Genomic DNA, 12,744 nt, shown 5'->3' on the forward strand with positions numbered 1-12,744 from the left:
GGGCCAGTGGTCGGGAAAGCGCGCTGCGCGGGGGGTGCTCGGTGACGGCATCCTCAGCTGAGTTGCCTCCGGAGCCCCAGGGGGTGGTCGGCCCGCTCACGCGCGCGGCGATCTTCCTCCTGGTCCGGGTGAACCCCGGCGGGGAGTCCGTGGCGAAGGACCTGCTGGCCGATCTGGCCGGGTTGCAGCGTTCCGTCGGGTTCCGGTCGCTGGACGGCGGCCTCACCTGCGTGGCCGGCATCAGCTCGTCGGCGTGGGACCGGATCTACGGCTCGCCGAAGCCGGCCGAGCTGCACGACCTGCCCGTGTTCGCCGGCGACAAGCACACGAGCGTGACGACCAAGGCCGACCTGCTGTTCCACTTGCGGGCCGAGCGCATGGACCTGTGTTTCGAGCTCGAGTCGCTGATCATGGCGCGGCTCGAGGGCGTGGTCACGGTCGTCGACGAGGTGCAGGGCTTCCGCTACTTCGACGCGCGTGACGTGCTCGGGTTCGTCGACGGTACCGAGAACCCGACCGGCCGCGGCGCCGTCGAGGCCGTGCTGGTCGACGACGACGAGGCGTTCAACGGCGGCAGCTACGTGGTCGTGCAGAAGTACCTGCACGACATGACGGCGTGGAACAAGCTCACCACCGAGCAGCAGGAGCTGGTGATCGGCCGGCGCAAACTGTCCGATGTGGAGTTGTCGGACGACGAGAAGCCCGCCGACTCGCACATCGCGCTCAACGTGATCGAAGACGAAGACGGCAACGAGCTCGAGATCCTGCGCGACAACATGCCCTTCGGGCGTCCCGCGTACGGCGAGTTCGGCACGTACTTCATCGGCTACGCCAAGACGCCCTCGATCATCGAGACGATGCTGGAGAACATGTTCGTCGGCTCGCCGCCCGGCAACACCGACCGCATCCTCGACTTCTCGACGCCGCTCACGGGTGCGCTGTTCTACGTGCCCACGGCGGAGTTCCTGGAAGACCCGACCGTCGCGAGCGATGCGTCGGACGAGCCCGAGTCCGAGCCCCCGTCACTCAAACCCCAGCCCCCGGCGCCCCAGCCCGGTACGTCGCTGGGCATCGGCAGCCTGCGAAGGAGTCACCGGTCATGAACAACCTGCATCGCGAACTCGCCCCGATCTCCGACGTCGCCTGGTCGGATCTCGAGGACGAGGCTCGGCGCACGTTCGCCGAATTCGCGTCGGCGCGCAAGGTGGTCGACGTGGTCGTGGCCGACGACGCGACGCTCTCGGCCGTGGGCACCGGGCACGTCGAGGGCGTCGAGAGCCCGCTGGCCGGAGTGACCACGCGGCTTCGCACGGCGCAGCGGATGGTGGACCTGAAGGTGCCCTTCACCGTCACGCGTGAGGCCGTCGACTCCGTGGAGTGGGGCGCGAAGGACGCGGACTGGCAGCCGGTGAAGGACGCCGCGCAGGCCATCGCGTACGCCGAGGACCGCATCGTGTTCGACGGCTTCGCGGGCGCCGGCATCGCGGGCATCCGGCCGGCGTCCTCGCTGAGCCCGGTCGCGCTGCCCGGCGAGGCGAGCGCGTACCCCAAGGCGATCGGCGACGCGCTGGCGAAGCTGCGTTCGGCCGGCGTCGCGGGGCCGTACTCGGTGCTGCTGAGCAACGCCGCGTACACCGCCGCGATCGAGGCCGCCGACCACGGTTACCCGGTGCTGGAGCACCTGAAGCAGATCGTGGACGGGGACCTGATCCTCACGCCGGCCATCGAGGGAGCCTGCGTGCTCACGACCCGCGGCGGCGACTACGAGCTGCACTTCGGGCAAGACCTGTCGATCGGCTACACGAGCCACGACGCCGACAGCGTGCAGCTGTACTTCCGCGAGACGTTGACGTTCCTGGTCAACACGGCCGAGGCCGCGGTCGGTCTCACTGCTTGATGTTGAACGGGGAAGCGGCCCTGCTCGGGCGGCTTCCCCGTTTCATCAGAGCTGTTCGGCCGCTTCGTAGAGGTTCTTCGCTTCCGCGCCGAGCGGGGCGCCTTCGAGGCTGAGGGTCTTGGACTCGCCGGTGGTGTCGTCGTAGTCGAGTTCACCGCGGCTGGTGACCGAGAAGATCTCGCCGGTGCCGGTCCAGCGGTTGAAGCCGGCGAACCACGGGCCGCCGCTCGCCCCGCCGGCCATGTCGCACGTGGACATCCAGTGGTCGGACATGGTCAGGTCCTGGTGCGTGGGCAGGTCGCACCACATCAGCGCTTCTCCGAAGTACGCCTTCGAACCGGGGTAGCCGACGATCGCGGCCTGCGTGGTTCCCTTGTGGTCGAAGGAGATCCGCTGCGTGCCCGCGACCTGGGCGACGTGGCGCCCCTGCTGCTGGTCGAGCACGACCATGGCGACGTCGGGTTCGCTGCCCGTGGTGTAGGAGTGGCGGAAGGCGAGCGCGCGCGTCGCGAACACCCCCTGTGGGCGGCGGCCCTGGTCGTAGCCGGGCACGAAAACGGAGTTCTTGATCGAGATCACCTGGTCCTCGCGGTTCAGCCCGCCGTACGCGCAGTGCCCGGCCGTCACGAGGACGTCGCCACTCGTGCTCGGCACGGCGGTGGCGGTGCACCAGCTGTCCTGTGGCGCTTCGCCAGGCGAGACCTCGGTGAAGAAGAGTCGCCCGACTCCCCGCGGCCCCGGTCCGGCCCAGCGCTTCGCCACCTGCTCCGCGCGGTCGATCGTGTCGGCCCCGGCGGCCTTCATCTTCTCTGGTGTCCAGTACGCGAGCGCCGCCGCGCGGTCGGCGGCGCCGAAGGCGGTCACGTCGTTCTCGCCGGCGGCCGAGACGGCGGTGGTCGCTGTGGCGGACGCGGCCACCACAGCCGCGATGGTCACCAGCGTGCGGCGGATCGTCAAGATCGTCATGACCAGGAGACGGCCGGGGGCGGGGGCGGTTCCGGCCCGGCCCGGTGAATTGCCCGATCGTGCTACGCGGGGGTGCCGCCGAGGGCGTCGAGGATCTTCTCGCACGTCGCGGCGAAGCGGGTGGCTTCGGCGGGCGAGACGACGTCGAAGAAGAACTTGCGGACCTGTGCCACGTGGGCGTGGGCGGCGTCGACGATGGCCTGGTGGCCCTCGGGGGTGAGGCAGAACTCGGGGGAGCGCGCGTTGTCCGTGGGCTCGCGGCAGACGAGGCCGCGGCGTTCCATGCGCTTGAGGTGGTGGGAGAGGCGGCTTTTCTCCCAGCCGGTGGACTCGATGAGCTCGTACGCGCGCATCCGCTCGTCCGGGGCCTCGGAGAGGGTGACCAGGATCGTGTAGTCGGCGCCGGAGAGGCCGAACTCGTCCTGCAGGTGGCGGGTGAGCGCGTGGTCGAGCCGCTGGTTCATCGCGAGGAAGGCGCGCCAGACACGCTGCTCGCCGTCGCCGAGCCAGCGCGGTTCCGTCATGAGGGGCGATGGTACCGGGGCCGGTTTCGCACCAGCACCGGCAACGCGGCCAGCAGCGCGAGGCCGCGCACGGCGCCCGCGACCGGGTAAGGGACCCGCAGCCCGAAGGCTGCCGCGAGGAAACCTCCGGTCAGCGTGCCGAGGGGGATGAGGCCCCAGCCGAGGAGTTTGTAGACGCTGGTGACGCGCCCGAGCAGCGGCGCCGGGACGAGGTCCTGGCGGAGGCTGACGGTGACGACGTTCCAGAGCGTGGTGACGAAACCGTTGAGGGCGAGGAAAACACCGAGGACAACGGCGTTCGGGCTGAGGCCGATGGCGGCGAAGACGGCGGCGTTCGCGGCGAGGCTGGTGACGAGTGCGCTGAGCGGCCCGATTCGCGCCACGATCCGGGCGTTGACCAGCCCACCGGCGACGCTGCCGACGGCCGCGGCCGCGAGCAGCACCCCGTAGCCGCCGGGGCTGACGTGGAGGACCTGGGTGGCGAGGAGGACGAGGGTCGCGGTGGCGAGCTGGCCGCAGAAGGTGTTGACGCCCAGCAGGATCGCGAGCGTGCGCAGCAGCCGGTGGTGCGCGAGCCAGTGGAGTCCTTCGGCGATCCGGGCTTTCCGCGTGGCTTGGTGCGTGCGGCGAGGCAGCTTCGCGACGAGTCCCGCGGAGACGGCGAAGGAAACCGCGTCGAGCCCGAACGGGAGCGCCGCGGCGAGCGCGAACAACGCGCTGCCCAGCGGGGGACCGGCGAACTGGACACCCACCGTCTTCGCGACCTGAAGGGAACCGTTGGCGCGGTGCAGCAACGGGTTTGGGACGACGTCGGGCAGGAACGCCTGTGCGGCGGTGCCGAACACGACGTCGCCCGCGCCGAGGGCGACCGCCGTGAGGACCAGCAGCACGATCGTCGCCTGGTGGCCGGCGACGAGCACCGCCACGGCACCGGCGACCGCGGCCTGCGCGAGCTGGGCGCGCGTCATGAGCCGGACGCGGTCGTGCCGGTCGGCCCAGGCACCAGCGGGCAAGGACAGCAGCAGCCACGGCACATACTCGGCGGCGGCCACGAGCGAAACCAGCCGCGGATCGCGCGTGACGGTGACGGCCAGCAGCGGCATGGCCGTGACGAAGGCACCGTTGCCGACGTTGTCGATCCCGTTGGCCCACCACAGCTTCCGGTACCCCGGCGGCAGTTTCGTCACGACGGGGATCCTGGCGGTGCTGCGTCGGTGACGACATGATTTAGCCGGGTGCTACATACTCGGTGGTGTGGCGGACATCGTCGAGGTGGGCGTCGCCGAGCTGGCGGCGACGCGATTCGCCGTGTCGCCGTTGTCGGAGACGGTGGCGGCGTTGCTGCAGGTCACGGGGCGCTCCCGGGGGCAGATGCACCAGCCGTGGTTGCGGTGGGTGGCCGACGAGCTCGCGCATGAGCCGCTCGATGTGCCGCTGGCGTGGGCTTTGCTGACCGCCAAAGGGTTGGGCTGGCCGAACTTCCTCGTCCCCGCTCCGGCGCACGCGACCAGCACGCTCGACGACGATCTCGCCATGCTCGGGCGCACCACGGCGCGGCAGGTGCGGGCCAGCATTTCGCGAGTTTTCGGCGACGATCCGCCGTCGGCTGTCGCGGAGTTCGCGGCGCGTCCGGCGGCGGGGTTGCGGGTGCTGGCGGAAGAGTTGCGCCTGGCGTACGAACGACTGGTGGCGCCGCATTGGCCGCGGATCCGGGCCGTGCTGGACGCCGACGTCGGCCACCGGGCGCGGCAGCTGGCGGTCGGTGGCGCGCAACGGCTGTTCGCCGATCTGCATCCCGAGCTGAGCTGGTCGGCCGGATGCTTGCGGCTGTCCGGGACGGGCCGGGACGTGGTCGTCAACCGGGGGCCGGGTGGTCTGGTGCTGATGCCGGTCGTGCTCGGTTCGCCTGACGTGCTGATCAAGCGCAACACCGCCACGCAGACCACCGTGCGGTATCCGGCGCGCGGAGTCGGTGCATTGTGGACGGTCGGGGCCGCCCCGGACGGCGACGCCCTGGTCCGTCTGCTGGGCCGGCCGCGGGCGAAGCTGCTGGAAGCCCTGCGGTCGCCGGCGACGACCACGGATCTGGCGTTGTCGCTCGGTGTTTCGCCGAGCGCGGTCTCGCAGCACCTGCGCGTGTTGCGGGAGAACGGCCTGGTCGCGGGGCAGCGGTCCGGGCGTTCGGTGCTGTACCTGACGACTCCGCTCGGCGCGGCGCTGCTCGGCCGGCGCGCTGTTACGTGATCCTGCGCAGCTGTTACGCGGCGCGGACATTCGCCTGACGGTCCGGGGACACGCGGGTTGCACCGTGGTCCGGGTGATCGTCGTGGGGTCGTCCGGGAGTGGGAATGCCTGAATTCCGTGCCAAGCTCGTGCTGTTGCTGCTGCCCGCGGTGCTCGTCGCGGGGTGTTCCACGGCGGCGGCGGAGTGGCCGACGGGTGTCGCCTCGGGTTCCTCCGAGCCCGACACCGATCCGGCGCAGGGCGGGATTCCATCGGGGAAGGACCTCACCCCGTTCGACACGAGCTATCCCGCCGTGTCGAAGCTGGACCCGAATCTGCTGAAGGCGCTGCAGCAGGCGGCGACGGACGCGCGGGGGCGGGGGATCGAGTTCAAGGTGACTTCAGGCTGGCGGAGCAAGGCTTATCAGCAACGGCTGCTCGAAGAGGGGATCCAGAAGTACGGGAGCCTCGAAAACGCGCGTCAGTACGTGAACACACCGGAGAAATCGACGCACGTCTCGGGCAAGGCCGTGGACCTCGGCCCGACCGACGCCGACGACTGGCTGATCCGCCACGGCGCCGACTACGGCCTCTGCCAGGCGTATTCCAATGAGCTCTGGCATTTCGAGCTGCTCACGACGCCAGGTGGCACCTGCCCGGCGCCGTTGCCGAACGCGGCGGGCTAGCTTTCCCTGGTCCGGTTTTCCCACTGCGGCGGCGAAACGTGTCGATCAGGAAGCACGCGACGGGGTCGCCGCCGTGTTGCGGGGTGCCGAAGCCGGGTCCCGGCGGGGTGACCACGCGGCCGTTCCGGGCGGTGAAGGCCGCGCCGGTGGCCGACGCCGTGGCCAGCACCACCTCGAACGCCAGCGAGCCGCCGATCACGGCCAGCGCCGCGACGCCCTTGTCGATGGTCTTCATCCGCTCCTCCTTCGGTTCGGGGCACCGAGCTTGGCGCGCGGATTCGTAACCGGTCACATGGGTTACGCATTAGGTCATACTTCGGTGAGGTTTCCGGCGCGCAGTCATCCTTCCGCGACGTCCACTACGTGGTGGACGCTCGTGGTCACTCAAGGTTGCTTCCGTGGGGGCAATCCCACTTCAGGCGGTAATCCACCCGTGGCGTGGGCATATTTCGAGTGAGCGAGCTCGACCGGTTAATGAATCACCGGCGGCCGCGCTCGCAGCGGACCGTCCGCTCGCGTACCGGGAGGGAGCCACTCCATGACCAGCACTCTTCGCCGCGCCGCCACTGTCACCGCTCTGGCCGGCGCGGCCGCCGCCTCCGTCGCGTTCCTCGGCGCGGGTACGGCCTCGGCCATGCCCACCGACTTCCGCTGCACCGCGGCGCAGGTCGACACCTCCATCGTCGCCGGGGACCCGGGCGCGGGGCAGCGCTACGCGAACGTCGTGTTCACCGCGAAGCCCGGCGAGTCCTGCAACTTCCAAGGCGCCCTGCCGGTGTCGTTCACCGGCGCCGACGGCGTCACTGTCACCCCCGAGGCCGGCTCCTCGGACGCGCCCCTGGTCACCATCGCCGATGGTCAGCAGGCCACGATGCTCCTGCACTGGAGCGGCATCGAGGCGCCCGAGCACCAGGTCCAGCCCTCCGCCGTCACCATTACGGCTTCCGGCACCACGACCCCGCGCGGCGACACCAGCGACCCGCAGATCACGCTGCCGTGGGACCAGTCGCCCCTCGACGCTTCCGCCGAGGCCCACACCGTCACGGTGGGTCCGGTCGTCGCTGCCTGACGCCGGGGCTCGTCGCGCGGCCCGAGGCGTGCTGACGTGCCATGATCGGGCCACGCGGCGTCGATTCCTGGAGATGGCATGACTACCACCGGCCGGCGGGAGGCCGAGCTCAACAGCGGGATCCTCCCCGGCAACGTGCACGTGGACGACTGGGTGATGTTCCTGCTCGCGGTCGTCTCCGTCGGGGGCCTGGGCTACCTGCTGCTCGGGCCCCCGCCACCGGCGGAGCTCGACGCGTGGTTCTTCCGCGTCGACTGCGTGGTCTGCGGCATCTTCCTGCTCCACTTCCTCTGGCGGTGGCGCAAGGTCGCCTGGCGCATGGCCTTCCTGACGCGCAACTGGTACGAGGTTTTCGCGATGATCCCGGTCGCGTACCCGCCGTTCGTCGCGCAGCACCACGTGATCGCCGGCCTGCTGCTGCTCATCCGCATCGGCCGCGCGGCCGACCGGGCCGTCGGGGAGCAGTTCTTCTACCGCCTGGTGGAGAAACTTTCCGACCCGATCGTCCTCGCCATCAAGAAACCCGTGACGATCGCCGTGCTGGACGAGGTCGTCAAGGTCCTCGAGACCGGCAATTACCCGGAGAACCTCGCGAAGTCGCTCAGCGAGAACAAGGCGGAACTTCGGGCCATCATCACTGAAAAACTCGCGGCCGACCCACAACTCGGCCGGCTGCGCCGCCTGCCCTTCCACGACGAGATCGTCCGCGCGGCCGTCGACGCGTCCTTCCGGGTCTTGCTCGAGGTTCTCCTGGACCCGCGCATCGACGACTTCTTCTCCGCTGTGGTGAGGGAAAACCGCGAACAAATCCGCCGCGCCGTTTCCCTCGGCCTGAACGAGGTGGACGACTCCCCGGACGAAAGCCTGCTCCGCACTCGGCCCCAGCGCACCGCGGCACGGGAGTACGACCTCAGCCATCCCCGTCCGGAACCGACCAAGCCGCCTGAGCAGCGGTGGTGACCGGAGGCGGTTGCTGAGGTGCGGCCGTGTCCAGCGTGCACCCGGTCAGCACGCCGCCCAGCGTCGCGCCGGCGGCGAAAGCGAGCGTGACGGCGCGGACCGCGTAGCTCGCCGTGCAGTGGATCTCCATGTGGCCCCCATTCGTGTCAATGTGACGATTATGGGGTACACGGTAGGCCTGCTCACCTTTAACGTCAAGGTGACGAGAATTGCGTCAGGAGCTGCGCAGCATCGCGGGGTGCAGGATGGTGGCCGGGCCGCGTCGGAACACGGCCGCGGGACGGCCGGCTTGGCGTGACACCCGTTCACCGGTCGGCACCAGAAAACCCGGCACGCTCATGATCTTGCGGTGGAAGTTGCGGGGGTCGAGGGTCTCGCCCCAGACGATCTCGTAGACCTCGCGCAGGTCCGTCACGGTGAACTCGGGACCGCAGAACGCGGCCGCGAGCGTGGTGTACTCGAGCTTGCTCCGCGCGCGTTCCACGGCGTCGGCGATGATCTTCTTGTGGTCGAACGCGACCGCCGCCCGCGGCCGCAGCACCTTGTCCACGGGCATCAGCACCGCCTCGCTCGCGTCTCCGCCCGCCGCGGGCTCGGGCAAGTTCGGCGAGAAGCCGAGGTAGCACACGGTGATGACCCGGCGACGCGGATCGCGCCCCGGTGTCCCGTAAGTGCGCAGCTGCTCCAGGTGCAGATCCTTGGCGTGGAGCCCGGTCTCTTCCTGCAACTCACGTGCGGCGGCGACGTCGAGGTCTTCCTCGGTCGAGGCGAGGAAGCCGCCGGGGAGGGCGAGCATCCCCTCGTAGGGCGGGATTCCGCGCTTCACCAGCATGATCTGCAACGCTCCGTCGTGGACTGTGAGCACTGCGAGGTCCACGGCGACGGCGACTTCGGGCAGGGTCCAACCCTCGTCGTCAGGCATCGTCGGCGCGTTCCGCGGCGTCCGGTCGAGTGTCCATAGTGCACAGTGTAGCTGGCGGGAAAATATTCGTCGTATTGACGAGAATGAGCCTTGCGGTCTACCGTGCAACTTGCACCCATCACCTCCCGCCGCCGACCCCGTCCGACCGGGCCGCCGGTCACCCCGTGCTGCCCGGGAGGAAACGCCATGACGGAACGAATCGGAGCGACCCCATGATCGTCATCCTCACCGCGCTGGACATCGAGTACGGCGCGGTCCGTGCCCGGATGACCGGTGTGGAGCAGCGCAGCCACCGGGCCGGCACGCTGTTCGACGTCGGCACGCTCGACGACTGGCCGGGATGCACCGTGGCCCTCGCGGTCACGGGCATGGGTAACATCACGGCGGCCGCGCTCGCCGAACGGGCCGTCGCGGAGTTCTCCCCGGCGGCGATCCTCTTCGTCGGCGTCGCGGGCAGCCTCCGCGAATGGCTCCAGCTCGGCGACGTGATCGTGGCGGACAAGGTCTACGCCTACCAGGGCGGCCGCAGCGTCGACGAAGGGCTGCTGAGCCGGCCGCGGGCCTGGGAGCTGTCCCACCGCGCCGACCAGATCGCGCGCTCGCTCAAGCGCGACGGCACATGGAGCCACTCCCTGCCCGCGCAGAGCCAGGGTGCTACCCCGCGGGTCCACTTGGGACCGATCGCGGCCGGGGACGTGGTGCTCGACTCCGAGCTTTCGGACGTCGCGGAGCTGTTGCGCAAGAACTACAACGACGCCGTGGCCGTGGAGATGGAGAGCGCGGGCCTGGCGCTGGCCGGTCACCTCAACGAGAACATCCCCGCCGTCACGATCCGCGGCATCAGTGACCACGCCGACGGCGAAAAGGAACTCACCGACCGCGAAGGCTGGCAGGGGCCGGCTTCCCGCAACGCCGCCGCCTTTGCCGTCGCGCTGGCCGCCGCTCTCGACGACGGGCGGGACGGTGAGGGCCGGGCGAAGGAGGACCCGGCGATTCCGCCGAGCCCTGCCCCGACGATGATCGCGCGAGACAACGCCCGCGTCGGCCAGCAGATCGGGATCAACCACGGCACCACGCATTTCGGCGGAGGCCAGTGGTGAACTTCCCTCCTGACCGATCTGGTCCGGTCGCGCAGGACCACGCGCACGTGGACCAGCAGATCGGCGTCAACTTCGGGGAAACCACGTTCCACAACAACGGAACGTACTACGTCAACCAGGAAGACCCGCCCGAAAGGAAGTTCAAGGTCGCGCTCAACCACCTGCGGGGTGGTACCGCGCGGGCTGCCGAATCGATCTTCGCCGACCTCCTGCGAAACGGACACGCCAGCACTCGGATCGCGTACTACTACGCGCTCTCCGTCTTCAGCGAGCGCTCGCTGAACGAGATGGGTGACGAAATGTACTCGCGGTACCGGGACGCGAATCGCACGGCGGCGCGGTTCCCGGACGACGAGTGGCGGACCGCGCTCGCCGTGGTGGCCGATCTGCTCTCGTGCGTGTGGCGGCAGGAAAGCGGGGAGGTTCTCGACCAGACCGCGCTGACGAAGGCCATCGACAACTTCAACGCCCTGCCTGCCGGCCGCCGGATCGAGATCATCCGGCACCTCGACATGATGCTCGGCGGCGCGATCCAGGACCACCTTGACGTCGTCGAAGCCCAGCGGGTGGCGAAGGCGCGGCTGGACGGCGGTCGAGCGAAACGTGCGTGGAAGTTCTTCGAGCCGACCCCGGCCAAGCCCAGGGCCCTCGGCGTTGCGCCGGTGAACGTTCCGACGGCCACGTGGGCCCGGATCTGGCTGGGGGTCGCGGCGTTCGTGATCGCGGTGATCGTGGCTCTGTCTTCGATCGGTTCGGGGAACACTGCGCTGGGGTTGGTCGCGCTGGTCGTTTTCGGTGCCGGCTTCGGCGGCGCTCTGCGATCCGGGCTCGACCGGGAGTTGCGGGCGAGGAAGCTGGCGTGGCTGGACGCCGAGCACGGGTACACGTTGCAGCGACAGGCGATGGTGTCGCCGGGGCACTGGGTCTCGACCGACTTCGTCCGGCAGATCCACGAGCAGGTGGACGCGCGGTTCTCCGAAGCCCGGCCGCACGTTGAAGGTCAGTGGCCGGCGGCGACCGAAGGGGTTCGCGAGTACCTCAAGTGGCGCTTCCTCACCCTCTACGGAAACGCCCAGGTCCAGGCGCCCATGGTGAACTGGCTGATCCGGTGGCATGCGAAACGCGTCGCGGACGGCTGGCTGGCCGGCACGAGGTTCGGCTATCGCGCGGGCTTGCTGCCGTCCTCGCGAACGGCCGCGCTGTTCCGCCTCGGTTTCGCGGCGGCGGTCGCCGGATTCGTGGGAATGGCGACCTCGCAGGCCGGTTACGTCGGCGCCGCGGTCTTCGCCGCGGTCGGCGCGTTCCTCGTGTGGCGTCCGGTCGTGCAGGTCTACGCCGCGCGCCAGTTGCACGGGGAGCAGGAAGCGGCCGGCCGGCGGTTGTTCGCCGAGGAACAGCAGGGCTACGACGCTTGGCTCGCGGTGCTCGCGGATCGGCCGACGGACGCGGAGATGGCGGTGTGGCTGGACCTCGACAAGTCCCACCTCAAGACCTCGGCTCTGCGCTGGGCTTCGCTCGCGAACCGTGACGTGGTCGCGCACGTGGTTCTCACCGAAGGTGATCCTTCCGCGCTCCGCGCCCGGGAAGCCGGTGGGCCGATGCGGTACTCGAAGTACGTGGTCCTCGTCTTCCTCCTGACGCGCAGCGGGGTGCGGGAGATCGAAGTGGATCTCGACTTCCTGACCGCGAACACCCTCGACGAGCGCCGGACCTCCTTCCGGTACGACGCCCTGGCGTCTGCGCGGGTGTCCGAAGTGGGCGTGCGCTACGCCGACAACAAGCGCTACATCGTGCGGACCGACGACACCGCCGCACACCTGGACAAGCACACCCTGCGCAAACGGGCGTTCCGGCTGCGCCTGCTCGACGGAGACGACATCTCGGTGGTCGTCGAGACCTACCGCAGGCAGGTCGACGTGACGGAGCAGGAGGACGCGGCCCGGCTCAACTCCGTCGCGCTCGAGGCCTCCGGCATCGTCGGTGCGCTGCACGTGCTCGAAGCCGTCGCGGCCGAGGGCCGGGACTGGATCGCGCGGGAGCAGGAACGCCGTCGGCGCCGGTCGGAGGACTGGCGGCGCGCCTCCGGCCCGAGGTTGCTCGCCGACGGGTTGCGGGACCCCTTCGGTGAAGACGGCCCGGAGGCGGGACCGGAGGTCCCCGAACCACGGTGACCCGGGGGAGGGAAACCCGGGGGCGGTCTTCGAGCCGCCCCCGGGCCTCGGCCGGCGGCGGCGTCAACCGCTGAACGAGTGCTGCACGCCCCGGCCCGCGCGGTGAAGGGACGGGAGTACGCTGAAGTCCTTCGTTGTCGTTGCTGCACAAGGGTTGTGTTGGCGCGGACACGGGGTGCTCCGATCGTTTCCGAGGCAAGCTGGGGAGCGTCGGGAGCCGAGTCGC

13 protein-coding genes are annotated in these 12,744 nt (G+C 69.9%); 8 read left to right on the forward strand and 5 right to left on the reverse strand.

Translation table 11 applies throughout. The annotated features are described in order from the left end of the window. Positions 1 to 62: 62 nt before the first annotated feature. Entirely contained in the window at positions 63 to 1,103 is a 1,041-nt protein-coding gene (locus tag AB0F91_RS02615) for a Dyp-type peroxidase (RefSeq protein ID WP_360594110.1), read from the forward strand. Next, positions 1,100 to 1,897: a family 1 encapsulin nanocompartment shell protein gene (locus tag AB0F91_RS02620; protein WP_360594112.1), complete on the forward strand. Its 798-nt coding sequence runs from the start codon at positions 1,100 to 1,102 to the stop codon at positions 1,895 to 1,897. The genes AB0F91_RS02615 and AB0F91_RS02620 overlap by 4 nt, the downstream gene beginning before the upstream one ends. A gap of 45 nt (positions 1,898 to 1,942) precedes the next feature. On the opposite strand, the gene AB0F91_RS02625 is transcribed toward AB0F91_RS02620, so the two are convergent. From AB0F91_RS02625 to AB0F91_RS02635, 3 genes are all read right to left on the reverse strand, one after another. Continuing rightward, the gene (locus AB0F91_RS02625) at positions 1,943 to 2,863 is read right to left on the reverse strand and encodes a hypothetical protein (protein WP_360594114.1); all 921 of its coding nucleotides are present in this window, start codon (positions 2,861 to 2,863) and stop codon (positions 1,943 to 1,945) included. Positions 2,864 to 2,925: 62 nt separating this feature from the next. After that, positions 2,926 to 3,387 carry a MarR family winged helix-turn-helix transcriptional regulator gene (locus tag AB0F91_RS02630; RefSeq protein WP_360594115.1) on the reverse strand — a complete coding sequence of 154 codons (462 nt, stop codon included), beginning with the start codon at positions 3,385 to 3,387 and terminating at the stop codon, positions 2,926 to 2,928. Continuing rightward, positions 3,384 to 4,574, reverse strand: coding sequence for an MFS transporter (locus tag AB0F91_RS02635; protein WP_360594117.1), 1,191 nt, complete (start codon positions 4,572 to 4,574; stop codon positions 3,384 to 3,386). The genes AB0F91_RS02630 and AB0F91_RS02635 overlap by 4 nt, the downstream gene beginning before the upstream one ends. Positions 4,575 to 4,641: 67 nt before the next feature. On the opposite strand from AB0F91_RS02635, the gene AB0F91_RS02640 reads away from it, so the two are divergent. Both AB0F91_RS02640 and AB0F91_RS02645 read left to right on the forward strand, forming a co-directional pair. After that, complete coding sequence (locus tag AB0F91_RS02640) at positions 4,642 to 5,631, forward strand: metalloregulator ArsR/SmtB family transcription factor (RefSeq protein ID WP_360594118.1); 990 nt, start codon at positions 4,642 to 4,644, stop codon at positions 5,629 to 5,631. Between the two features lie 104 nt (positions 5,632 to 5,735). Continuing rightward, positions 5,736 to 6,296: a M15 family metallopeptidase gene (locus AB0F91_RS02645; protein WP_360594120.1), complete on the forward strand. Its 561-nt coding sequence runs from the start codon at positions 5,736 to 5,738 to the stop codon at positions 6,294 to 6,296. On the opposite strand, the gene AB0F91_RS02650 is transcribed toward AB0F91_RS02645, so the two are convergent. Further along, a complete protein-coding gene (locus AB0F91_RS02650; RefSeq protein ID WP_360594122.1) occupies positions 6,244 to 6,531 on the reverse strand; it encodes a hypothetical protein in 288 nt (95 codons plus the stop codon). The two genes, AB0F91_RS02645 and AB0F91_RS02650, sit on opposite strands and share 53 nt — an antisense overlap. Positions 6,532 to 6,834: 303 nt before the next feature. Between AB0F91_RS02650 and AB0F91_RS02655 the strand changes: the two genes are divergently transcribed. After that, positions 6,835 to 7,365 (forward strand): DUF4232 domain-containing protein, encoded by a 531-nt coding sequence (locus AB0F91_RS02655; protein ID WP_360594124.1) that lies wholly within the window; start codon positions 6,835 to 6,837, stop codon positions 7,363 to 7,365. Positions 7,366 to 7,443: 78 nt separating this feature from the next. Further along, a complete protein-coding gene (locus AB0F91_RS02660) occupies positions 7,444 to 8,325 on the forward strand; it encodes an ion transporter (protein ID WP_360594126.1) in 882 nt (293 codons plus the stop codon). A 214-nt stretch (positions 8,326 to 8,539) separates the two neighbouring features. On the opposite strand, the gene AB0F91_RS02665 is transcribed toward AB0F91_RS02660, so the two are convergent. Then, on the reverse strand, positions 8,540 to 9,247 hold the full coding sequence (locus AB0F91_RS02665) for an NUDIX domain-containing protein (protein ID WP_360594127.1): 708 nt from the start codon (positions 9,245 to 9,247) through the stop codon (positions 8,540 to 8,542). A gap of 212 nt (positions 9,248 to 9,459) precedes the next feature. On the opposite strand from AB0F91_RS02665, the gene AB0F91_RS02670 reads away from it, so the two are divergent. Then, on the forward strand, positions 9,460 to 10,347 hold the full coding sequence (locus AB0F91_RS02670; protein ID WP_360594129.1) for a 5'-methylthioadenosine/S-adenosylhomocysteine nucleosidase: 888 nt from the start codon (positions 9,460 to 9,462) through the stop codon (positions 10,345 to 10,347). Then, positions 10,344 to 12,518 carry a hypothetical protein gene (locus AB0F91_RS02675; protein ID WP_360594131.1) on the forward strand — a complete coding sequence of 725 codons (2,175 nt, stop codon included), beginning with the start codon at positions 10,344 to 10,346 and terminating at the stop codon, positions 12,516 to 12,518. The genes AB0F91_RS02670 and AB0F91_RS02675 overlap by 4 nt, the downstream gene beginning before the upstream one ends. Positions 12,519 to 12,744 lie beyond the last annotated feature (226 nt).

The organism is Amycolatopsis sp. NPDC023774, assembly GCF_040639695.1.
Classification (GTDB): Bacteria; Actinomycetota; Actinomycetes; order Mycobacteriales; family Pseudonocardiaceae; genus Amycolatopsis.